The sequence below is a fragment of the Comamonas testosteroni genome, assembly GCF_000761245.1.
Taxonomy (GTDB): Bacteria; Pseudomonadota; Gammaproteobacteria; order Burkholderiales; family Burkholderiaceae_C; genus Comamonas; species Comamonas testosteroni_C.
Window position 1 is genome coordinate 30,638 of record NZ_AWOR01000052.1, and the last position, 23,780, is coordinate 54,417.

A 23,780-nucleotide genomic window follows, 5' to 3' on the forward strand; every position below is an offset into this window, starting at 1 on the left:
CGACATGGCTTTGACCCTGGAACAACTGAATGCCGCCGATGCGGCAACCGCCACCGATCTGCTCGATGGCCTGTACGAGCACTCGCCCTGGATTGCCGCCAAGGCACTGGAGCAGCGTCCCTTCAAGTCCATGGCGCACATCAAGCACGCCATGGCCAAGGTGCTGGCCGAGTCCAGCGAGCAGTCCCAGCTCGATCTGATCCGCGCTCACCCGGAGCTGGCCGGCAAGCAGATGGAGACCAACACGCTCACCGCCGAATCGACGAATGAGCAAAAGAAGGCAGGCCTGACAAACTGCACGCCCGAAGAGCTGGAGCACATCCGCAAGCTCAACGCCGAATATGGCAAGCGCTTCGGCTTCCCCTTCATCCTGGCCGTGCGCGGCGCGCGCGGTCTGGGTCTGTCCAAGGCCGAGATCATTGCGACCTTCGAGCGCCGCATGTTCAACCATCCTGCCTACGAACAGGCCGAGGCACTGCGCAACATCCACCGGATCGCCGAGATCCGCCTGAACGACAAGTTCGGCTACGAGCCCGTCGAAGGCAACGAAGTCTGGGACTGGCAGGAACGCCTGTCCACCAACAGCGACCCCGGCTACGCCGAAAAAGGCCAGCTGACGGTGACCTATCTGACCGACGCCCACCGCGCCTGCGCCCAGCGCATAAGCCACTGGATGCGCGAGATCGGCTTCGACGAAGTCGAGATCGACGCCGTTGGCAATGTGGTGGGCCGCTACAAGGCCGCCACCGAAGGCGCCAAGACCCTGCTGACCGGCAGCCACTACGACACCGTGCGCAACGGCGGCAAGTACGACGGCCGCCTGGGCATCTTTGTGCCCATGGCCTGCGTCAAGCAACTGGCCCAGCAAGGCAAGCGCCTGCCCTTCAACATCGAAGTGGTGGGCTTCTCGGAAGAGGAAGGCCAGCGCTACAAGGCCACCTTCCTGGGCTCTGGCGCCCTGGTGGGCGACTTCAAGCAGGAATGGCTGGAGCAAAAGGACGCCGACGGCATCACGCTGCGCGAGGCCATGCTGCATGCAGGCCTGTGCATCGACGACATCCCCAAGCTGGAGCGCGACCCCGCCAAGTACCTGGGCTTTGTGGAAGTGCACATCGAGCAGGGCCCCGTGCTCAACGAGCTGGACATTCCCCTGGGCATCGTCACCTCCATCAACGGCAGTGCCCGCTATGTCTGCGAATTCATCGGCATGGCCAGCCACGCCGGCACCACGCCCATGGACCGCCGCCGCGACGCCGCGGCCGGCGTGGCCGAGCTGTCGCTGTACATCGAAAAGCGCGCCGGCCAGGACGGCGACAGCGTGGCCACCATCGGCCAGCTGAACGTGCCCTCGGGCTCGGTCAACGTGGTGCCCGGCCGTTGCCAGTTCTCGCTGGACCTGCGCGCTCCCACCAACGAGCAGCGCGACGCCATGATCAACGACATCATGGCCGAGATGGCCGCGATCGCCGAACGCCGCGGCCTGCGCTACACCACCGACCTGTCCATGAAGGCGGCGGCGGCCCCCAGCGCTCCCGAATGGCAGAAACGCTGGGAAAACGCGGTCGACGCACTGGGCGTGCCCCTGTTCCGCATGCCCAGCGGTGCCGGTCACGACGCCATGAAGCTGCACGAAATCATGCCCCAGGCCATGTTGTTCGTGCGTGGCATGAACGCCGGCATCAGCCACAACCCGCTGGAAGCCTCCACCTCCGACGACATGCAACTGTCCGTGGATGCCTTCACCCACCTCCTCCACCAACTGGCTCAAGAACAGCAATGACCAATATGAATCAAGACAAGCAAGCCACCTACGCCGCCATCGATGCATGGATTGACGAGCACTTCGACGAAGAAGTGAAGTTTCTGCAGGCCATGGTGCAAGTGCCCACGGACACGCCTCCCGGCAACAACGCACCCCACGCCGAACGCACTGCCGAGCTGATCAAGGGCTTTGGCTTCGAGGCCGAAAAGCACGTCGTGCCCGAAGCCGACGTCAAGGCCTATGGCATGGAATCCATCACCAACCTGATCGTGCGCCGCCCCTATGGTGACGGTGGCCGCACCATCGCCCTGAACGCCCACGGCGACGTGGTGCCTCCGGGCGAAGGCTGGACCAAGGACCCCTACGGCGCCGAGATCGAAGACGGCAAGCTCTATGGCCGCGCTGCTGCCGTGAGCAAGAGCGACTTCGCCTCGTTCACCTTTGCCGTGCGTGCCCTGGAAGCCGTGGCCAAGCCCTCCAAGGGCGCGGTGGAGCTGCACTACACCTACGACGAAGAGTTCGGCGGCATCATGGGCCCCGGCTGGCTGCTGGAAAAGGGCCTGACCAAGCCCGACCTGATGATCGCAGCGGGCTTCAGCTACGAAGTAGTTACCGCTCACAACGGCTGCCTGCAGATGGAAATCACCGTGCAGGGCAAGATGGCTCACGCCGCCGTGCCCCACACCGGTGTGGACGCGCTGCAAGCCACTGCGGTGCTGCTGACGGCTCTGTACGCCGAGAACGTGAAGTACAAGCAAGTCACCTCCAAGGTGCCCGGCATCAAGCATCCCTACCTGAACATCGGCCGTATCGACGGCGGCACCAACACCAATGTGGTGCCCGGCAAGGTCATGCTCAAGATCGACCGCCGCATGATTCCTGAAGAGAATCCCGTGGAAGTGGAAGCCAGCATCCGTGCCGTGATCGCCAAGGCGATTGCCGACTTCAACACCCAGGGCGGCTACACCGGTGAAGACGCCGTGCGCGTGGACATCAAGCGCCTGCTGCTGGCCAATGCCATGACGCCCCTGGACGGCAACAAGCCCCTGGTCGACGCCATCCAGGCCCACGGCGAAGCTGTCTTCGGCGAGAAGCCTCCTGCAGTGGGCACGCCTCTGTACACCGACGTGCGCCTGTATGTCGAGCGCGGCATCCCCGGCGTGATCTACGGCGCCGGCCCCCGCACCGTGCTGGAATCGCACGCCAAGCGCTCCGACGAGCGCCTGGTGCTGGAAGACCTGCGCCGTGCCACCAAGGTGGTGGCCCGCTCGCTGGTGGACCTGACTGCCTGAGCACCAAACACCGTTTGAACGCCTAGCCTTCTCCAGACTGGATGGAGGTTTTTCAAGGAGCCTGGATTCGTCCAGGCTCTTTTTTTTATGCGCGCGACGCCAGCAGAGCGACGGGCATTTGCTCTGCATGACTGAGGTCCACATGGCTGGCCAGAAAATCCAGCACCGCCCGCGTCCTCACCGGCAACTGGCCGGGCTTGCCCACATACACGGCATGGATGGGCTGCAGATCCCCGGGGTTGAAATCCTCGAGCAGCGCCTGCAGCCTGCCCGCATGCAAATCGTCCCAGGCGTGATAGAGCGACAGCCGCGCCAGGCCCGCCCCGGCCTTGGCCAGATTGGCCATGGCCTCGCCATCGTTGACGCGCAGCACCTCGCCCATGCTCACCGTCACCGCCTTGCCAGCCACCACAAACGGCCAGTGCGGTATGGCCCGCGGGTAGTTCCAGCCAATGCGCACATGGCCTGCCAGCTCATCGGGATGCTGCGGTCTGCCAAAGCGCTGCAGATAGTCGGGCGAGGCCACAATTACCTGGCGCGTGTGACCCAGCTTTCGCGCCACCATGTCCGAAGACGGAAGCTCCCCCCAGCGCAAGGCGATATCGGCACGGGCTGCTATCAGGTCCACGACATGATCGGTAAAGCTGAGGTCCAGCTGCAGGCCCGGCCAGGTTCGCATGAGCGGACCGACCAGCGGCACCAGCAGGCGATTGCCCGTGGACGAGCTGGCATTGATGCGCACCACGCCGGTGGGCTGGCCCTGCCGGGTGACCGAGGACTCCAGCGCCAGCCAGTCCGCCAGCAACTGCCGGCCCTGCTCCAGCAACTGCTCGCCTTCCGCCGTCAGCTCCAGGCGCCGGGTGCTGCGGCGCAGCAGCTGCACGCCCAGCCGGGTTTCGAGCCGGGCCACGATCTTGCTGACCGCCGAGGGCGAGACCTCGCGCAGGCGCGCCGCCGCCGAGAAGCTGCCCTGCTGGGCCACCAGCACAAAGGTCTGCAGCTCCACAAAGCGGTCCGAGCCCTGCTCCTGGGTGGTCGGCATAGCAATCGATTTCTTCATGAATCACATCATAAAGATGCGATTTATTCCGCACAGGAACAAATGCATGTCCGCCTCCAGGGCTAGTGCAGCGCTTGCCGCAGGTTCACAGTTCAGCTCTTCGCGGAATTTTCACAAGGACGTTCTTCATGCCTGCAGCATTGCTTGCTCTGGCCGCCGGAGCCTTCGGCATCGGCACCACGGAATTCATCATCATGGGCCTGCTGACCCAGGTCAGCCAGGATCTTCATATCTCCATCCCCACGGCGGGCACGCTGATCTCGGGCTATGCCGTGGGCGTCGCCGTGGGCGCTCCCGTTCTCACACTGGCCTCGCGCCGCTGGCCGCGCAAGCTGCTGCTGCTGAGCCTGATGCTGCTGTTCATCGCCGGCAATGCCGCCGCCGCCCTGGCGCCCAGCTATGGCTGGCTGCTGGCGGCACGCGTGCTAACTTCGCTCACCCACGGCACCTTCTTCGGCGTGGGCGCGGTCGTCGCCACGCAACTGGTGGCGCCCGAGAAGAAAGCTTCGGCCATTGCGCTGATGTTTTCCGGCCTGACCCTGGCCACGCTGCTGGGCGTGCCCTTCGGCACCTGGATCGGCCAGCACTGGGGCTGGCGCATGGCATTTGCCAGCGTCAGCGGCATCGGCGTGATCGCACTGCTGATCCTGCTGCGCCATGTGCCACGCGAACTGAGCATGCCCAGCCCTCAGGGCCTGACACAGGAGCTGACCGTGCTGCGCAATGGCGCCATGTGGCGTGGCCTGCTGTTGACAGTGATCGGCTTTGCCGGCGTCTTCACCCTCTATACCTATATAGAGCCGCTGCTGACCCAGATCACGGGTATGGACAACCGCATGATTGCCCTCACCCTGCTGCTGTTCGGGGCGGGCCTGGCCCTGGGCAACCATGCCGGCGGCAAGCTGGCCGACCGCTTTGGTGTGCAGCGCGCACTGTGGGTGTCGCTGGCCGCCCTGATGCTGGTGCTGATCGCGGGCCGCTGGATGTTTGCGAGCACGCCTGTAGCCATTGCCTTTGTGCTGCTGCTGGGCATTGCCGCCTTTGCCACCGTCGCGCCGCTGCAGATGGGCGTGCTGCAATCTGCGGGCGAAGCAGGCATGAATCTGGCGTCCAGCCTCAACATCGCGGCCTTCAATCTGGGCAATGCACTGGGCGCCTGGCTGGGCGGAGCCGTGATTGCACAGGGCCTGGGCCTGACTTGGCTGGCCTGGGCTGCCGCCATGCCTGCAGCAGCGGCGCTGCTAATGGCCAGCTTCGCGCCACGTCAGACCCGTCCAGTTCAGACTTCGGCCATGGCGGCGGGAATGCACTGAAGCTCAGACGCGGCATCAAGGCGACATCAAGGCGACATCAAGGCTGCATCAAGGCAGCAGCCTGCCCTGCAGCAGTGCAGACGAATTCCACTCGCAAGGCGACCTCAAGGTCGCCTTTTTTGCTTGTGCAGCAGCTCGGCATGGTTTTTGCACCACTTCAGGGCCCATGGCCAGGCATGAGCTCCTTGCAGGCCCCCATGCACGCTTTTGCACGGCGGTGCACCAATTCCGGGCTCGATGCCCTTTTTTTGCACCTTCTTCAACGCTAATGCATGCAACCGGCCTCAAGGTGACAACGCACTTTCTTTCACTAGATGTTTCAAGACCCGAAACCTGCGCACGCATAACCGCAGCCAGATCCCTTGCGATTGCATATCGCGCAATTTTTGCTATGAAAAACAAAGCGCCAATCGCTTGATATAAAAAGGTTTCAATATGTTTTATTCTGAAAATTAGAAAAACAAAGGCCAATTAGCTACATATTTAATAGCAATCAGTAATTACCTTAGATGGTTATGCGCGGAAAACATAACTATTGACATCCCATTCAGAAACTGAATTTTGAGCAGGGTTTACCGCTAGATGCTGTGCGTTATGGGCTGTATACACTTTTTGTATGGATTGCATGCCATTCGCGAATCGCATGCCAACCTGAAGCCAATATAGAGTGAGGAGACATGTTTTTATGACATCCAAAGTGCATCCCGTGGATGAGGTTCTGCCATTTGGCAAGCTCACCGCCTTAGGCCTGCAGCACGTTCTGGTCATGTATGCCGGCGCCGTCGCCGTGCCGCTGATCGTGGGCCGTGCCCTGAACCTGCCCCCTGAGCAGGTCGCGCACCTGATCTCTGCCGACCTGTTCGTCTGCGGCCTGGTCACCCTGATCCAGGCCATGGGTGCGACCCAGTGGTTCGGTATCAAGCTGCCCGTGATGATGGGCGTGACCTTTGCCAGCGTGGCCCCCATGGTGTCCATGGCACAGAGCACCGGCGGCAATGCCGGCGCAGGCCTGATCTTTGGCTCGGTGATAGGCGCGGGGGTGATCTCCATCCTCATTGCGCCGCTCATCAGCCGCATGCTGCGCTTCTTCCCCCCAGTCGTGACCGGCACCATCATTGCCGTCATCGGCATCAGCCTGATGCGCGTGGGCATCAACTGGATCTTCGGCAACCCCGTGGGCCCGACCGCACCTTCCGTACCCAACCCCGAGCACCTGAAGTGGCTGGCAGAAGCCCAGGCCATGGCGGGCGCCCCCGGCTCCTCGCTGCCTGCCATCCCCAAGGGCTTCTCGGTGCTGCCCACCATGCCCAACCCCAAGTACGCCGATCTGCAAGGCGCTGCGGTCTCGGGCATCGTGCTGCTGTCCATCTTGCTGATCGCTCGCTTTGCCAAGGGCTTCCTGGCCAACATCTCGGTGCTGATGGGCATCTTGATCGGCGGCGTGATCTCCGTGGCCATGGGTCTGATGAACTTCGAGAAGGTCACCAAGGCCGAATGGTTCACCCTGGTGCTGCCCTTCCAGATCGCCATGCCCGTGTTCGACCCCATCCTGATCCTGACCATGAGTCTGGTGATGGTGGTCGTGATGATCGAATCCACCGGCATGTTCCTAGCCCTGGGCGACATGGCCAAGCGCGACATCACCCAGGACGAGCTGACCCGCGGTCTGCGCACCGACGGTCTGGGCACTCTGATCGGCGGCATCTTCAACACCTTCCCCTACACCAGCTTCTCCCAGAACGTGGGTCTGGTGGCCGTGACCGGCGTGCTCAGCCGCTGGGTCTGCGTGGCCGGTGGCGTCATCCTCATCGTCCTGGGCGTGCTGCCCAAGATGGGCGCGCTGATCGAGTCCCTGCCCACCGTGGTTCTGGGCGGTGCGGGTCTGGTGATGTTCGGCATGGTGGCCTCCACCGGCATTCGCATCCTGGCCAACGTGGATTTCCGCAACAACAAGAACAACGCCATGATCGTGGCGGTGTCCATCGGCGTGGGCATGATTCCTCTGGTTGCCCCTAATTTCCGTCAGTGGATGCCCCATTCCATCCATCCACTGATTGAATCCGGTATCCTGCTGTCCTCGATTACCGCCGTGGCATTGAATCTTTTCTTTAACGGAGCCGCCAAAGACAACAGCGCTGCCATCAACGCAGCACGTGAGGCTGACGCTCACTAAACGCCAGTCCTGAAGCAAACGCTGGCTTACCGGCCAGCCCAAGCCCCCTGCCGCCCCACAGTGCGCCAGGGGGTTTGTTGTCGATACAGTTGAAGCAAAACAGACCTGACTCAAAATGCTTCTTGCCATCCGGTAAGCTCCGAGAAGCAACTTGCTGATAAATATTTCGTATGACACAAAACCTGTCCTCCGCCGAACAAGCCCTGCGCGATGCGGCCCGCGAATACCACCGCAGCCCCGTCAAAGGCAAGATTTCCGTCACTCCTACCAAGCCCCTGTCCAACCAGCGTGACCTGTCCCTGGCCTATTCGCCGGGCGTGGCCTATCCCTGCCTGGACATCGAGGCAGACCCCTCCACTGCAGCCGAATACACCTCGCGCGGCAACCTGGTCGGCGTGATCACCAACGGCACTGCCGTGCTGGGCCTGGGCGATATCGGCCCGCTGGCTTCCAAGCCAGTGATGGAAGGCAAGGGTTGCCTGTTCAAGAAGTTTGCCGGCGTGGACGTGTTCGACATCGAACTGGCCGAGCGCGATCCCGACAAGCTCATCGACATCATTGCCTCGATGGAGCCCACCCTGGGCGGCATCAACCTGGAAGACATCAAGGCTCCCGAGTGCTTCTACATCGAGCAGGAGCTGTCCAAGCGCATGAACATTCCGGTGTTCCATGACGACCAGCACGGCACGGCCATCATCTCCAGCGCCGCTTTGCTCAACGGCCTGGAACTGGTTGGCAAGGACATCGGCGCCGTCAAGGTCGCCGTCTCCGGCGCCGGCGCGGCTGCCATTGCCTGCGTGGACGTGATGGTGGGCCTGGGCATCAAGCGCTCCAATGTCTACATGGTGGACTCCAAGGGCGTGATCTATGAAGGCCGCCCCGGTGGCCTGGACGCCTCCAAGCAGCGCTACGCTCAGAACACCGAAGCCCGCACCCTGGCCGACGTGGTCGACGGCGCCGACGTGTTCCTGGGCTGCTCCGCTCCCGGCGTGCTGACTGCCGACATGGTCAAGACCATGGCCGACAAGCCCATCATCCTGGCCCTGGCCAACCCCGAGCCCGAAATCCGCCCCGAACTGGCCAAGGCCATCCGCCCGGATTGCATCGTGGCCACCGGCCGCTCCGACTATCCCAACCAGGTCAACAACGTCCTGTGCTTCCCCTACATCTTCCGTGGCGCGCTGGACTGCGGCGCCACCAAGATCACCGAAGCCATGAAGCTGGCCTGCGTGCGTGAAATCGCCGCCCTTGCCAAGCAGGACGTCAGCGACGAAGTCGCCGCCGCCTACCAGGGCAAGGAGCTGACCTTCGGCCCCGACTACCTGATCCCCACGCCCTTCGATACGCGCCTGATCCTGCGCATCGCTCCCGCCGTGGCCCAGGCCGCCGCCGAATCCGGTGTCGCCACCCGCCCCATCGAGGACATCGCCGCCTACCGCGAAAGCCTGACCCGCTTTGTCTACCAGACCAGCATGTTCATGCGCCCCGTGTTTGCAGCCGCCAAGGCCAATCTGCAACGCGTGGCCTATGCAGAAGGTGAAGACGATCGCGTGCTGCGTGCCGTGCAGGTTGCCGTGGACGACGGCCTGGCCAAGCCCATCCTGATCGGCCGTCCCGCCGTCATCGAAGCCCGCATTGCCAAGGCCGGCCTGCGCATCCAGCTGGGCAAGGATGTGGAAATCTGCAATCCCGAAGACGACCCCCGCTTCCGTCAGTACTGGGAGACCTATCACAAGCTGATGGGCCGCAACGGCGTCACTCCCGAAGCCGCCAAGGCTGCGGTGCGCCGCTCCAACACCCTGATCGCCGCCCTGATGGTGCACCTGGGTGATGCCGACGCCATGCTGTGCGGCCTGGTCGGTCGCTTCGACAGCCACCTGGCCCATCTGGAAGATGTGCTGGGCCTGAAGAAGGGCGCCAACGAGTTCGCCACCGTGAACGCCGTCATGCTGGAATCCGGCACGCTGTTCGTGGCCGATACCTACATCAACGACGCCCCCAGCGCCGAAGAACTGGCCGAGATCGCCAAGATGGCTGCCGACGAAGTGGCCCGCTTCGGCCTGCCACCCAAGGTGGCCTTCCTCTCGCACAGCAACTACGGTTCGTCCACACGCGGCTCGGCCCGCAAGATGCGCGCTGCACGCGACCTGTTCGCCGCCGCCAACCCCGGCATCGAATGCGATGGCGAAATGCACGGCGACGCGGCACTGGACGCGAATGTGCGCAGCCACTCCCTGTTGGAGTCCTCGCTGACCGGCGCCGCCAATGTGCTGATCTGCCCCAACCTCGACGCCGCGAACATTCTGTTCAACGTGCTCAAGACCACGGGCGGCCATGGCACAACCATCGGCCCCATCCTGATGGGCTGCTCGGCCTCCGCCCATGTGCTGACGCCCTCCTCCACCGTGCGCCGCGTGGTCAACATGACCGCTCTGGCAGCCGCTCAGGCCATCGCACTGCGCAGCTGATCCGGCCGAATCTCTCGGGCATCCCGCCCGAGTCAGTCACAAAAACGCCCTTCGGGGCGTTTTTGTCTTGCGCCGAATCCTTGGCCGTTGACCATGGCAGGCCTCGCAGACCCTGGCGCAGGCTGCCTCCTGAAAAGCGGCCTGCACTCCAGGTAAGGAAAGTGCAGCACGCTATGGTTTTCAAGAGCAAAGCAAATTGCGCGCAATGCCGACCGGCGCACAATCCTTGTGTAGAATCCTCGCATCCGGAGGTTTGGGTGAGTGGTTTAAACCAGCAGTCTTGAAAACTGCCGAAGGAGTGATCCTTCCGTGAGTTCGAATCTCACAGCCTCCGCCAGTCGTTAGAAAAAGCTGCCAGCATGGCCTTCAGGCCCTTGGCGGCTTTTTTTTCGTCCTCGTTTTTCGGACGTCTTTAGGTCTTCTTTCATTGGGCGCTGTTGCATAAATCGCGCTCTACTGTCGGGTAGCTTCGAGCGATGAGTCAGTCTCTGCATTCCAAGTCCCGCTATTGCACAAACAACTGCAAGCAGTACAACTGCTGCGCTCAAAGCGCGAGGCTCCCTGACTTTCCGGTTCGACAAGGGCATGTCATGGTTTGCCGCAATCAGCGGCAAACGCGGGCGTAGCCCGCAGTTCTCGGATGCAGCCATCCAGTTTTGCCTGACCATCAAGAACCTGTTTGGCTTGGCCTTGCGACAGACCACCGGCTTTGTGCAATCGCTGTTGGCTTTGTCTGGACTGCCATGGCCTGTTGCAGACTTCAGTGCGCTATGTCGCAGACAACGCAGTCTGGATGTGCAAGCAGCGTATCGCCCCAGTTCGGGTGGACTGAATATGCTGCTCGACTCCACGGGCATCAAGTTCCTGGGCGAAGGCGAATGGAAGTGCAAAAAGCATGGCGCGGAACGTCGACGTCAATGGCGCAAGCTGCACATCGGCATTGATGCCCAGACGCTGCAGGTGCCAGCCATCTGCGTCACCTCCAACAACGTCAGCGATGCGGTGGTGGTGCCGCACTTGTTGGCACAACTGCCAGCAGGTGAGTCATTGCTGAGCGTTACCGGTGATGGTGCCTATGACACACAGACTGTGTATGCCGCAGTGATGGAGCGCAATGCCATGCCCATCATCCCTCCGCGAAAGAATGCCCGGATGCGCAAAGGCAGCGCCTTTGCGCACCGCAATGCGGCGATTGCCGCATGCAGGCGCTCTGGACGCCAACGAACTGCACATCCGAGCCGCCATTCTCAATCGGTTCACTGAACTGGGCTGTCCGCAAACGGTGGCTGTGGCATAGCCACGTCTGGAGTCAGGGGAAGTTTGGCCCGGCACTGATTTATGCAACAGCGTCCCCAAATACGGCACAAATGCCGGTCAATCGAATTGCAATTTATAATACGAACTATTCGTATTATTTATAACTTGTGGACCATTCACAATAAAAGTGAGGGGTGGCTTTGCAAGGTTTCTGAGTGGCCGCACAACCATGAAAGCATGCACCCGGAAAATGGACACACTCTCCAGTCCCCGTATGGCGATCGCGCTACGAATCAGCGCCGCCATTTTTGCGGGCTACGGTTTCACCTGGGGCTTCATCGCTGCGGCAACCGCCGGGCTGTTTGCACTGGGCATGGCCTTTCATGATGCCGAACACCTGAGCGCCATTTTCGGGCTTGTGATTTATCTTTGCGCATTTCTGTGGTCCTTCGCGGCCCGCAGCCTCGGACGTGTGTGGGCCGTGCTGGTGGGCGGTGGTGCTGCGATGGCGATTGCCGCTTCGCTGCTTCAGCACCACCTGATCTAAGGAAGGAGACGACACCCATGTTTCAGAATTTCCGTCTCTCCATGGCATGGCTGCACACTTGGTTTGGGCTCGCGCTTGGCTTTGTGTTGATGGCCTGTTTCTTCTTTGGATCGCTGTCGGTGTTTGACCGCGAGATCGACCGCTGGGCGATTCCTTCATCGCGCTTTGAACCGCAGCCCATGCCATCATTCGAGAAGGTGCTCCGCCCGGCTTTCGAGCAGATGCAACCGAGCAATCCAAGTCTTGATTTCATGCGGGATCGCGTCAACGGCCCCCTGCCGGAGCGCTTTGACACAGTCAAAAGCTGGGGCGCTTACACCACGCACCGCGACCCGGTGCTCAGTCTTTTTTCAGGTTATGAAGTACCCAATGCCAAAGATCCGGAAGAAGGCGTCTGGGGCAATCGCACCATAGATCCGCGCAACGGCATTGCACTGTCAGACGACCAGCTCAAAATCGGCAGCCGCTTTTTCTATCCATTGCACTACAGCCTGAATCTGCAATGGAAAAGTGTCGGCTACTGGATCGTCGGATTTGCTGCGCTGGCGATGCTCGCTGCATTGGTCAGCGGCGTTGTCATGCATCGAAAGATCTTCCGCGAGTTCTTTACCTTTCGTCCGAAAAAGGCGACTCAACGCAGCACGCTTGATCTGCACAACATGACCGGCGTGCTGGCACTCCCGTTCCACTTCTTCTTCGCATTCACGGGCTTGGTGATTTTTGCTGGCATCTACTTTCCCGTCACGCATACGCAACTTGAACCATTGCACGAATTGCACGAAAAAATCGAGGCACGGGAGACTGGCCTGCCACATGATCGAGCGGGCATTGCAGCTCCGCTGGCATCGGTCGATGACATGATGAACGAAGCGCGCCGCCGCTGGGCCGACAAAGGCATGGCAGGTGAAGTGGGCCTGCTTTCACTCAACCACGTGGGCGATGCCAATGGCTACGTCAGCGTCTTCCGCGCAGGCACCGATCGCATCGCGCTGGTGGGCGACGGCATCCACTTCAAGGCCAGTACCGGGGAGGTGCTGCGCGAAGATCCGCCTCGCACCGTAGTGGACAGCATCAACACATTTTTGACAGGTCTGCACCTGCAGCACTTCCGCCACTGGCTGCTGCGCTGGATGTATGTGCTGGGCGGGCTGATGGGCTGTGTGTGCATCGCCACAGGCTTTATTTTCTTTGTGGAGAAGCGCAAGAAGCAGCATGCCAGAACAGGACATCAAGGGGCCCGGGTTGTGGATGCGCTGGCTGTCACCACGATCACCGGCATGGTGATTGCAACCCTCGTCATCTTGATCGCCAACCGCTTGCTGCCGCAAATACTGCCTGCAAGCTGGCCCGCTCGCAGCGATCTGGAGCAGTACCTGTTCTGGGCAGGATGGGGCCTGGCAATGGCTCACGCGTTTATGCGCAGTGCGCCCGTTGCTAAGGGACTGATGAATCCCGCATGGCGCGAGCAATGCAGGGCGATTGCGGCTCTCGCCCTACTGGCCGTGCTGCTGAACTGGTTCACAACGGGCGATCACCTCCTTAAAACCGTTTGGAGCGACACCTATTGGCCCGTCGCAGGCGTTGATCTATTCCTGCTCTCGGGTGCCTGGCTGGCGTGGGTATCAGCGCGCAAGCTGAACCAGCGCACCGCAGCGACACGTTCCGCCCCCCACATCAAGACCAGCCATGCGTGAAGCCATTTTTCTCGGGGCAGCGCTGATCACCAGCTTGATCGGCATGGGCTGGCTTTCACTGGCCATGGACACGCATTGGCAGCAGGTGCGAAGCGAGCCGATCTCGCCTCCGACCACCGTGCGTCTACGCATTCTCGGAGCGCTGCTGCTCACATCCAGTCTGGGCTTTTGCCTTGCAGCGGATCACGCGTCGATGGCCATGCTGGTTTGGGTGATGGGGCTGGCCGCCTCAGCTCTCGCCATCGCGCTCACGCTCACATGGAGACCCAGGTGGCTGAAAGTCTTGACGCGGCCAATTCAGCCCTGACCGCGCCTTAAATGATATTGAATATCATTTGCATCGTATACTCGCCCCCGACGTGGCGGCCGGTCGGAAAGGCCAGAATACGCTACGAAGACGCCGACATCCTTCCCTGATCTTCCTGTGCTCGCACACTATTACCGAGAGTTGTTGAGGTTTCTGCAGGGAGCTGTCAGAGACCGCGATACGGCCGCAGACCTGGCGCAGGAAAGCTATGCCCGAGTGCTGGCTGTGCAGCAGTCCGGCGAGACCATCACCGAGCCACGCGCCCTGCTCTACCGCACTGCTCGCAACCTGGTGATTGATCAGTACCGCCGCAGCGAAGTACGCGGCGCATATGTGGCAGCAGAAGGCGACTCCTTCATCGACGCTGCCGATCTGGCTTCTGGCCCTGAAGCCCTCGAGCCAGAGGTTGCTGCGATGTCGTCTCAAACGGTAGATGCGCTGTTGACGGCTATCGGCGAGCTGCCTCTGCGCTGCCGCGAGGCATTCATCTTGCACAAGTTCGACGGGCTGTCTCAGCTCGAGGTGTCGCGCCAGATGGGCATTTCCGTGACCATGGTGGAGCGCCATATCAAACTGGGAATGCAGGCCTGTCGCGCCTGCCAGGAGCGGATGCAGGGAGGCCCAGACTCTCTCCCTCTTGCGGTTCAGTCCAGGAGCGGCAAATGAGTATTTGCGCTTTCTTGTCTTTGCCTGCATTGGGTTTTGGCAGACTCGTGCGTCTACCTTCATATCGCCTCTGGCTTTTCGCATCCGCATGACTGATCGCACCACTGCCCAATCGCCAAACAGCGACCTTGATGCCGAGGCCCTGGAGTGGTTTGCGCGCTACAGCGATGCACCCGATACGGCCTATTCAGACGCGGCCTTCCGCAACTGGCTGACTGGGCATCCGGATCGGGAAGCCGCATTCAGCCGCTGGCAGGCCGATTGGCGGCAATTGGATGCTCTGCCGCAATCGGGCGTTGAACGCCTGCGCCTCCAACTGAAGAATGACCAGGCAGAGTCATCAAGAAAGAGCTGCGCTTCAGAGCGCAAACCCTCACGCTGGTCTTCGCTGCTCCCACAAGCCGCACTGTCAGCCCTTGCGATGGCGCTTGTTGCCGGCGGCGGGTACAAGGCCTGGGACCATTGGCAGCAGCAACCCTTGTTTGCGCACATGTACCAAACAGAGCGCGGACAACAACTGAGCGTGCAGTTGCCGGACGGCAGTGTACTGAGGCTGGATACTGCGACACGCGTAGAAGTGAGCTTGTACCGCCAGCGCCGCGAGGTGAAATTGCCGCAGGGGCAGGCCGTGTTCGAGGTGCAAAAAGATATGGACCGTCCATTCGACGTGGTGGCCGGTCACACCAAAGTGACGGTGGTTGGCACGCGCTTTTCCGTGCGCAACACCGCTGGAGCCCCCGTGCAGGTTGCCGTCGAGGAAGGCAAGGTGCGCGTGAGTCCGCTTCAGTCTGATGGCAGCAGCAGACCAGAGTCTGCTGCCGTGCTGCTGATGGCTGGCCAGCAGGTGGCTGCAGCTTCCGATGGACAGTTGGGCCCCGTGAGCGCGGTTGCTGCTTCCGGCATCGCCCCCTGGCGCGATGGCCGGATCACCCTGGAGAACGTGCCGCTTTCCGAGGCATTGGCTGAGTTCGAGCGCTACGCTCCCACGCGCATGGTGGTGCGCGATGCGGCGGTGGGCGCACTGCGCCTTTCAGGCACCTTCGACCCGCAAAGGCTGGCCCATTTCCGCTATGCCCTGCCCAAGGTGCTTCCCGTACGTTTGAAGGAAAACGGGGATGTCACGGAAATCGTGGCCCGGCACTGAAACATGTCTTAGGCGCCGCGCGGCATCGTTGCGGGCTGGGATCCTCGTGACCCCATTTTCAAAAAAATGGTGCGCGCAGGTTGGGGTTTTGCATTGTCATGCGTCTTCCTGAGAACGATTCTTGTTTCGTATCTTTTGGAGAGTGTTTGCATGTCCCGTTTTCGATTCCATCTTGCGCCGCTGGCAGCCGCTGTGACTGTGATCTTGGCAACCTCAGGCGCGCAGGCGCAATCGGTCAGTACGCCCGCCGCGCTGAGCGGGCCGGTTGAAATCCAGATCACTGCCCAGCCGCTGTCGCAAGCTCTGGTAGTTCTCGCACGCCAGGCGCAGTTGGAATTGATGGTGCAGCCTGCCTTGGTCGAAGGCCGAAGCGCGCCCGCAGTGCAAGGTCGCTTCACCGTGCGGGAAGCGCTGAATCGCTTGCTCGCGGGAAGCGGCCTGCACGCCGAAGTGGAGGGAAGGGCTGTCGTTGTGCAACGCCTGTCGCAAAGCTCGGACGCTGCTACCATGCCAACGGTCACCGTGTCCGCCCTGGAGGAACGCGGAGCCACCACCGAAGGCTCGGACTCTTTCGCCACGCGTGCGGTAAGCATCAACAAAGGCGATCAGGCGCTCAAAGACATCCCGCAATCCATCAGCGTGATCACGCGCAAGCAGCTCGACGAGCAAGGCATCACGGACCTCAAGCAGGCAGCCAACATCGCAACCGGCACCGTGGGTGTAACCGGGGTCGGGCAGGGCACGGTGTTGGCGGCACGCGGCTTTCAGATCGACAACTGGCAATACGATGGTGTCGCGATTCCTCGCAACATGTACTCGCTCGGCAACTGGGCTGCAGAAGGGATGGTCTTCTATGACCGCCTGGAAGTCCTGCGTGGCGCATCGGGCCTATTGCAAGGCACCGGCAGCCCTGGTGGCGCAGTCAACCTCGTTCGCAAGCGCGGCCAGAACGAGAAGACCGTGACACTGACCACGCGTATCGGCTCATGGGATCGCTACGGCGCTCAGCTGGACGCTGGAGGCCCGCTCAACGCAGAAGGGACGCTGCGCGGCCGGGTAGTGGTGGACGAGGCCAGCAGCCATTCTTTCGTCGACTACGTGAACGAGCGTACTCGATCGCTATATGCGGCACTGGACTATGACATCAGCCCAGATACGACGGTTGGCCTGGCAGTGAGTCAGCTGGACAGCAAGGGGCGGCCCTTCATCTATGGCGTGCCCCTGCGTTCAGACGGCAGCGATGTAGGACTGTCCCGCTCCACGTTCACGGGTGCCTTGTGGAACCACGACAAACTCAAACAAACCACGGTTTACGCCGACCTGAATCACCGTTTCAACGCGGACTGGAAGCTCAAGATTTCGGCCTTGCACATGAGCGAGACGAACAACTCCACGCACCAGCGCATGCATGGCACCGTGGCTTCGGACGGAAGCGGAATGACCTACGCAGACTGGATCACCCACTTCGACTCCAGCAAGGTCGGGCTCGATGCGTTCGTGAACGGCCGCTTCGATGCCATGGGGCTGCGCCACGAAGTGACGCTGGGTGCGGATTACTCCAAGTACAAATCCGATGATATGTACGCCCGCAACTTCACGTCGGGTGGCAACCTCTTTGATATCGATCACAACCGCCCCAAGCCCACCGTTGACAGTCTGCTGGCGGCCGGTGGCCGGCAAGCCTTCTCATCGTACGACGTGCAGCAAAAGGGCATCTATGCCAGCTGGCGCGCTCAGCTCACCGAACCGTTGACTGCCATCGTGGGTGCCCGCGCCAGCTGGTACGACCTCCTCTACAAAGGATCGCTGTTCGACACCCGCGAAGTCATGCACGCATCGGGAGAAATCATCCCTTACGCCGGTTTGGTGTATGCGCTGACGCCCCAGTGGTCGGCCTACGGCAGCTACACCAGCGTGTTCGAACCCCAATCGGCACGCACAGCCGCAGGCAAGGTACTGGACCCCATCATCGGCTCGAACTACGAACTGGGCATCAAAGGCGAGCTGATGGACAAGCGCCTCAACACTTCGGTCGCTGTGTTCCGCTACGACCACAAGAACCGCGGCGTCAACGATATCGCATCCGGCTATGCCTGCGACGGCTGGTTCTGCTCCACCGCGTCCGGCAAGGTTCGCAGCCAGGGCCTTGAAGCCGAGGTGAGCGGCGAAGTGATGCGCAATCTGCAATTAGTGGCAGGCTATACCTTCAATACCACCAAATTCTTGCGCGATCCAGACAACCAGGGCAAGGTCTTCAGCACCTGGACCCCCAAGCATATGCTGCGCGTCTGGGCGTCTTACCGCCTGCCTGGCGACTGGAGCCGCCTCACCACAAGCGCCGGTTTCACCACGCAAAGCCATACGCTTGGCTATGACCGCTCATTCGACATTGCCGGTTTCACCACATGGAACATGCGAGTCGCGTATCAAGTCACGCCCGAGCTCAACGTAGCGCTGAACCTGAACAACATATCTGATAAACGATACATCGTTCCAGGCTACACCGGGTACACCGGCGCCAACTACGGAGATCCGCGCAACATCATGCTTACCTTGAAATACACCCCTCGCTTTTAACGGTTTACGAGGTAGCTAGGCCAAAGAGTTAAGCAACGTCTGCGGCCTTTTTCCAATGGTGCTTCACCTCCGATTCGCATGCCGGGTGCCATCTGCGCAGCGAGCCAGGAGTCGTACCGTGCACGATTGGGTTCGGGAAAATCCAGATCCTCCCATGGCGATGCCCATTCCCGAAAAGCAACATGTGTCTCGTGCTAATCGTCGCCAAGCGATGCAATTCCGGCAACTCCTCTTGCTCACACATACCACCCATCGAGACTGAACTCCTGATCTCATAGCCATATGCATGGACTTCGGCCAGTCAAATTCTCTGAATCTCCATGGCTCTGGATCCGATCACGGCACTTGCACTCAAATCAAATGAATAAGTCCTTGTAAGACAAAGACTTATTCATTTTTCGCGTTTTGACACTTTATGCTTTCAATCGGCACACACAGCCGTATGCCTTGCCTATAGAAACGGCCAGCTTATGCTGTATTTCGAGGTCAAGAAACGCTTAATTGCACAAAGAATTCTTTTGAATATGTCTCTTGATGAAAGCCAGTCGCAACATCTGCAACTGGCTTTTTTCTTGCCCATGCAAGCACCTGGCCAAAGCACCAGGCTCGGCCTCTCTGCGGCTTCAGACCGCCGGCAGGCATCTGGCTTTGATAGGCGAATGACTACGAATGTCGCCCCCGTCAGATGGAAGTCTTCTTGCCGGGGCACTCAGCTTTGAAGCAGATAGCCAGACCCACGACCTTGTCTGCCGTTGTGATGCACAACCCCCAGCTTGCTCAGCTGGGCCACCACCTGCATGACGGTTCCCACACTGACAGGCGTCCCCCGAAGGTAGAGCTGACGATAGATCTCGTCTCTGCTCAGCGCATCGGGAGCAGAACTCTGCAGCACTTGCAGCACGCCGATTCTGGCCACCGTCGGGCGCAGCCCTGCTGCCCTCAACCGTTGCATCACGCTTGCCTTGCTCAACCCTCGGGTCCTTCCGGGACTCGTCTCCAGCCTCCACCCAGGGCTCTGTAGAGCGCAATGCTCGCCTGCAGACGCTCCTGGCGGATCTGAACGGCCAGATCTCGGCTCTGATAGGCCACACGCTGAACATCCAGCAAGGTCTGCAGATTGTCCGCTCCGGCTTTGTATCGGCTTTCGGCCAAAGAGAGTGCCCTCTGGGCCTGGGCCAGTTCCACAGCCTGGGCCAGCTCCTGCTTCTCGGCACCATCGACCGCATTCAAGGCGGTTTGTACGTCGCCAAAGGCCTGCAGTATGGCTTGGCGATAGGCAATCACCAGCTCCTGCTTTTGCGCTGCTGCCAGGTCCCGGCTCGAAGCCAGTCGCCCGGCATCAAAAATCGGTGCCAGCATTCCTGCGGCCAGCGAGGACAGGGGGTTCTCCAGCACCCTGCCCAGTGTTTCGCTCTCGGAGCTCAGGCCTGCACTCAGCGTCACCCGGGGCAGCATGGCGGCCCTGGCGGCGCCAAGATTGGCATCCGCTGCAAGCAACAATGCCTCCGCCTTCGCCACGTCCGGTCTGCGTGTGATCAGATCCGCAGGCGTGCCCAAACCAATGCCCGGTACCCTCAGGCTCGAAAGACTGGTCTCGTTCACCAGGCCCATGGACCATTGCCCCGACAGCAGGGCCAGCACCGCATGCGCGTCAGCCGTCTGTTTGCGCAGCGAAGCCAGGGAACGCTGCTGAGCGGCAACCTGGCCGCGCTGCTGGGCCAGCTCCACGGAGCTTGCCGCCCCGTAGCGGGCCCTGGACTCCACCAGCTTCAGCAGCCGCTCGGAAATCTCGAGGTTGAGCCGGGCAATCTCAGTGCGCTCACGCAAGCCCACACACTGCAGCCAGGCCTGGGCGACCGAGGCCGTGACCGTCAGACGCACGGTCTCACGGTCAAACACGCTGGCCTGCCTGCCCGACTCGGCCGCATCCCTCAAGGCGCGCTGGCGCCCCCAGAAATCCAGCTCGTAGCTGCTCGCCAGGCCGACCCGCCAGGTGCTGGCATTTCTTTGTGTATGACTGTCCAGCGCAGCCGATCTCGTCGCCCCGAAATCCGCATTCACTTCAGGCACCAGGGCCGCGCCGGCATAGGCGGCTCTGGCCTGCGCCTGCTGCACCCGCGCCACGGCGGCCGCCACATCCAGACTCTGGCTCGCGGCCTGCTCGACCAATGCGCTGAGCTCCGTGCTGCCAAAGCTCTGCCACCAGTTGGTGCTGATTTCCTCGCTGCCCGCGCCGCTCTGCAGAGCCCAGGCCTGCGGAATATCGAGAGCCATTGTTCTGGCCTCTTCAGGCGATTGCGTTGCCGCACATCCAGCCAAGGCAAGCGACGCGAGGACTGCATTCCATTTGTACATGCCTACTCTCCCGCCAATGCTCGCACGGGCTCCAGGCGCGCTGCCGTTCTGGCCGGCATGAAGCCAAACACCAGACCCGTGAGCACTGCACAGGCAAATGCCCCCAGCATGGCTTTCACCGAAAACACTACGGGTACCCCCGAAACAATCAGCGCCAGTCCTATGCCCAGCCCCGCAAGCAGGCCTACCGCGCCGCCCACAATGGTCACCATGCTGGCTTCCGTCAAAAACTGGCGCAGGATGTCACGCTGCCTGGCACCTACCGCCATGCGGATGCCGATCTCCCTGGTCCGCTCGCGCACCGTCATCAGCATCACGTTCATGACCCCTATGCCTCCGACCACCAGGGACACTGCCGCAATCAGCCCCAGCATCACGGCCATGCTCTGGCGTGTTGCAGCTTCGGCCTGAATGCGGGCCGCCGCATTGCCGATACCGAAATCCTCCCGCCCGCCGTGCCGCGCCAGCAAAAGACTGCGGATTGACTGCTCGGCCTCGTGAACCTGCTCCGAGGAGCTGGCCTCCACGACCACGTAATCGGGCTGGGTCTGGGCCTGATAGACCCTGGCGCGTCCCGACTGATAGGGAATGAAGACCATATCGTCGTAGTCCTGAGCACCGGAGTCGGCCCCTCGCTCGCTCATGACGCCTATGACTTCAAACGCCGAGTTGCCGATGATCAGCTGAAGGCCCAGGGGATTGGCGACCTCGGGAAAGAAATGCTGGTGCGCCTTGTGCCCGATCACCACCAGCGGAGCCAGATCGCGGTCTTCCACATCGGTGAAGTAGCGCCCCTGGGCAACGCGCCAATGGTGGACCAGCGGCATCTCCTGACTGGCCGCAAACACATAGACCTGCTTGTCTGCCTTGCCATAGCGCACCGTGACGGGGTCTCCGATGACGGGCATCACCCTGTGTACCGAGGGCAACTCCCGCATGGCGGCCAGATCGTCTTCGGTAATCTGGCCCGCAGGTCCGCCGCTGGCCGGCGGCTTGCTGCCCATATAGAGAATGGCCGTTCCCATGGTGCCCATCTGCTCGACCACCTTGCGCCGTGCGCCCTCGCCTATGGCCAGCATGACGATCACCGATGCCACGCCGATCACTATGCCCAGCAAGGTCAGGCTGGTGCGCACCCGGTTCATGCGCATGCCGCGCCAGGCGCTGCGCGCAGCTTCGGCGATTTCGGCAACCCAGGATATTGGCGACGCGGCGCTGTTGCGCTGCGGCGTCAGCGGCGGCACCTCGCCGCGGGCCTGATCACCATGCGCAGCACTGTCATTGACGATGAGTCCATCGCTGATTTCAATCACGCGCCTGGCCTGGGCCGCAACTTCGCGGTCATGCGTGATCACGATGATGGTGTGTCCCGCATCGGCCAGCTCGCGCAGCAAGGCCATCACCTCGGCGCCGCTGTGCGAGTCAAGCGCCCCGGTGGGCTCGTCGGCCAAAATGATGTGGCCGCCATTCATCAGCGCCCGCGCAATGGACACGCGCTGCTGCTGACCACCCGAGAGCTGATTGGGGCGATTGCCCAGGCGCGACCCCAGCCCCAGGCGCTCTAGCAGCAGCCTGGCTCTTTGCACCCGCTGCTCCTTGGCCAGGCCTGCGTAAATCGCGGGCATCTGCACATTCTCCGAAGCGCTCTCGCTGGGAATCAGGTGATAGCCCTGAAACACGAAACCAAAGGCTTCTCGACGCAGCCAGGCCAGCGCATCCGAGTCCAGCAGGGAGACGTCCTGCCCTTGAAACCGATAGCAGCCTTCGCTCGGCTTATCAAGGCAGCCCAGGATGTTCATCAAGGTGGACTTGCCCGAACCGGAGCTGCCGACCACGGCCACATACTCACCCGCGCGAATATCCAGATCAATGCCGTGCAGCACGGTCACCGAGGGCTGATCTCCCACACCGCCATAGTGCTTGCGAATGCCGCGCAGCGAAATCAGTGCAGCCTGCTCCATCACATTCACCATTGCAGCCACCGCAGGCCGCCGGGAATCAGGGTTTCGCCTACGATGACGCGCTCGCCCTCGGCCACGCCGTCGAGCACCTGCACCTGATGACGGCTTCGCACGCCCAGCTTCACGCTGCGCAACTCAGGCTGGCTCTTGGCGTCCAGCACCCGGACGCTGGGCGACTGCGGATCCTTATCCGACTGCAGCGCTGTCAGCGGAACCGTCAAGGCCTGCTGGGCGCTGCCGGTCACAAAGACTACCTGGGCCGTCATCTGCGGCAGCAACTCCGCATCCTTGTTATCGACGTCGAACAATGCCGTATAGGTCACGGCCTTGGTGGCCGCCGCAGGTGTCGCCGCATTGCCACCAGCGGGCGCGACGCTGGCCGGCGGCGCGGGCAGTACCTGCCGCACCCGACCATTCCAGCGCCGGGCCTGTTCCTGGCCGGCACTGCCCAGCGTCGTGAAATACACGGGCATGTCCGCTCTCACACGCCGCACATCGGCTTCCGACACATCGGTCCAGACCGTCATGGCCGTGAGATCGGCAATGCGCAAGATATTGGGCGTCTGATAGGTGGCATTCAGGGTCTGGCCTTCACGCGCATCGACCGACACCACGGTGCCGGACATGGGGGCATAGATGCGGGTGTAGCCCAGACGCGCTTCGTCAGCCTTGAGGCTGGCCTGCGTTTGCTCCATCTGCGCCCTGAGATGGTCGATGCGCGCGGCAGCTCCGGCCACCTGGGCTTCGGCGATCTGCACATCCTCCTGCCTGGTCGCCTCTTCGGACGCCAGCTGCTGCTGTCGCTTCAACTGCTGGCCAGCCAGTTTCAGCTGTGCCTGCTGCTCTGCAATCTGGGCGCGCAAGCTTGCCAGCGATGCTCTTCCAGCATCCACGGTGGCACGCTGCACGCTGGGGTCTATCTCCACCAGCAGGGCGCCTTTCTCGACCTGGGCTCCGGGGCTGACCAGCAAACGAGTGATCTGACCCGAGACCTGCGCCCCGACATCGACATAGGTCCTAGGCTGCAAGGTGCCAATCGCGGTGACGGTGGACTCCACATCGCCACGCTGCACCGAAACACTCTGGTACTCGACCCTGGGCCGACTTCCCCACCACAGGGCAGCGCCTGCTGCACAGACCAGCAGCAGCCCGAGGCCGCCCCAGCGTTTGACTTGTCCCACCGTCATGAATCTTGCACTCTCCA

Annotated in this window: 16 protein-coding genes, 1 tRNA gene and 1 pseudogene; 13 read left to right on the forward strand and 5 right to left on the reverse strand. The window is 61.6% G+C overall.

Annotated features, from left to right (window positions below):
* Window positions 1–4 precede the first annotated feature (4 nt).
* Together uraD and P353_RS15600 are read left to right on the forward strand one after the other, a co-directional pair.
* On the forward strand, window positions 5–1,780 hold the full coding sequence (gene uraD / locus P353_RS15595; protein ID WP_034371285.1) for a 2-oxo-4-hydroxy-4-carboxy-5-ureidoimidazoline decarboxylase: 1,776 nt from the start codon (window positions 5–7) through the stop codon (window positions 1,778–1,780).
* Entirely contained in the window at window positions 1,777–3,054 is a 1,278-nt protein-coding gene (locus tag P353_RS15600; RefSeq protein WP_034371288.1) for a M20 family metallopeptidase, read from the forward strand. The genes uraD and P353_RS15600 overlap by 4 nt, the downstream gene beginning before the upstream one ends.
* Before the next feature lie 85 nt (window positions 3,055–3,139).
* Here the strand turns inward: P353_RS15600 and P353_RS15605 are convergent, their stop codons facing one another.
* Window positions 3,140–4,114: a LysR family transcriptional regulator gene (locus P353_RS15605; RefSeq protein WP_052084882.1), complete on the reverse strand. Its 975-nt coding sequence runs from the start codon at window positions 4,112–4,114 to the stop codon at window positions 3,140–3,142.
* 128 nt (window positions 4,115–4,242) lie between these two features.
* Between P353_RS15605 and P353_RS15610 the strand changes: the two genes are divergently transcribed.
* The 11 genes and pseudogenes from P353_RS15610 to P353_RS15660 all read left to right on the forward strand — a co-directional run bounded on the left by P353_RS15610 (window position 4,243) and on the right by P353_RS15660 (window position 18,260).
* Window positions 4,243–5,427, forward strand: coding sequence for an MFS transporter (locus tag P353_RS15610; RefSeq protein ID WP_034371294.1), 1,185 nt, complete (start codon window positions 4,243–4,245; stop codon window positions 5,425–5,427).
* 685 nt (window positions 5,428–6,112) lie between these two features.
* The gene (locus P353_RS15615) at window positions 6,113–7,600 is read left to right on the forward strand and encodes a nucleobase:cation symporter-2 family protein (RefSeq protein WP_034371297.1); all 1,488 of its coding nucleotides are present in this window, start codon (window positions 6,113–6,115) and stop codon (window positions 7,598–7,600) included.
* A gap of 170 nt (window positions 7,601–7,770) precedes the next feature.
* Complete coding sequence (locus P353_RS15620) at window positions 7,771–10,068, forward strand: NADP-dependent malic enzyme (RefSeq protein ID WP_034371301.1); 2,298 nt, start codon at window positions 7,771–7,773, stop codon at window positions 10,066–10,068.
* Window positions 10,069–10,315: 247 nt separating this feature from the next.
* Window positions 10,316–10,405: transfer RNA gene (locus P353_RS15625), tRNA-Ser, on the forward strand.
* 139 nt (window positions 10,406–10,544) lie between these two features.
* Window positions 10,545–11,365: pseudogene (locus tag P353_RS15630) on the forward strand (IS5 family transposase).
* A 210-nt stretch (window positions 11,366–11,575) separates the two neighbouring features.
* Window positions 11,576–11,872 carry an iron uptake protein gene (locus tag P353_RS15635; protein ID WP_198529080.1) on the forward strand — a complete coding sequence of 99 codons (297 nt, stop codon included), beginning with the start codon at window positions 11,576–11,578 and terminating at the stop codon, window positions 11,870–11,872.
* A gap of 17 nt (window positions 11,873–11,889) precedes the next feature.
* Window positions 11,890–13,566: a PepSY-associated TM helix domain-containing protein gene (locus P353_RS15640; RefSeq protein WP_034371307.1), complete on the forward strand. Its 1,677-nt coding sequence runs from the start codon at window positions 11,890–11,892 to the stop codon at window positions 13,564–13,566.
* Window positions 13,559–13,873: a DUF3325 domain-containing protein gene (locus P353_RS15645; RefSeq protein WP_034371310.1), complete on the forward strand. Its 315-nt coding sequence runs from the start codon at window positions 13,559–13,561 to the stop codon at window positions 13,871–13,873. The genes P353_RS15640 and P353_RS15645 overlap by 8 nt, the downstream gene beginning before the upstream one ends.
* Window positions 13,874–13,990: 117 nt before the next feature.
* The gene (locus tag P353_RS15650) at window positions 13,991–14,539 is read left to right on the forward strand and encodes a sigma-70 family RNA polymerase sigma factor (RefSeq protein WP_034371313.1); all 549 of its coding nucleotides are present in this window, start codon (window positions 13,991–13,993) and stop codon (window positions 14,537–14,539) included.
* Window positions 14,540–14,627: 88 nt separating this feature from the next.
* The gene (locus tag P353_RS15655; protein ID WP_034371315.1) at window positions 14,628–15,683 is read left to right on the forward strand and encodes a FecR family protein; all 1,056 of its coding nucleotides are present in this window, start codon (window positions 14,628–14,630) and stop codon (window positions 15,681–15,683) included.
* A gap of 150 nt (window positions 15,684–15,833) precedes the next feature.
* Window positions 15,834–18,260: a TonB-dependent siderophore receptor gene (locus tag P353_RS15660; RefSeq protein ID WP_034371316.1), complete on the forward strand. Its 2,427-nt coding sequence runs from the start codon at window positions 15,834–15,836 to the stop codon at window positions 18,258–18,260.
* Between the two features lie 709 nt (window positions 18,261–18,969).
* On the opposite strand, the gene P353_RS15665 is transcribed toward P353_RS15660, so the two are convergent.
* From P353_RS15665 to P353_RS15680, 4 genes are read right to left on the reverse strand one after another with little or no spacing between them, the layout of a single operon-like run.
* Window positions 18,970–19,212, reverse strand: a complete 243-nt coding sequence (locus P353_RS15665) for a transcriptional repressor (protein WP_155500160.1) — start codon at window positions 19,210–19,212, stop codon at window positions 18,970–18,972.
* 14 nt (window positions 19,213–19,226) lie between these two features.
* A complete protein-coding gene (locus tag P353_RS15670; protein ID WP_034371318.1) occupies window positions 19,227–20,615 on the reverse strand; it encodes an efflux transporter outer membrane subunit in 1,389 nt (462 codons plus the stop codon).
* A 2-nt stretch (window positions 20,616–20,617) separates the two neighbouring features.
* Complete coding sequence (locus tag P353_RS15675) at window positions 20,618–22,576, reverse strand: ABC transporter permease (protein ID WP_198529081.1); 1,959 nt, start codon at window positions 22,574–22,576, stop codon at window positions 20,618–20,620.
* Window positions 22,577–22,581: 5 nt separating this feature from the next.
* Complete coding sequence (locus P353_RS15680) at window positions 22,582–23,763, reverse strand: efflux RND transporter periplasmic adaptor subunit (RefSeq protein WP_034371320.1); 1,182 nt, start codon at window positions 23,761–23,763, stop codon at window positions 22,582–22,584.
* Window positions 23,764–23,780 lie beyond the last annotated feature (17 nt).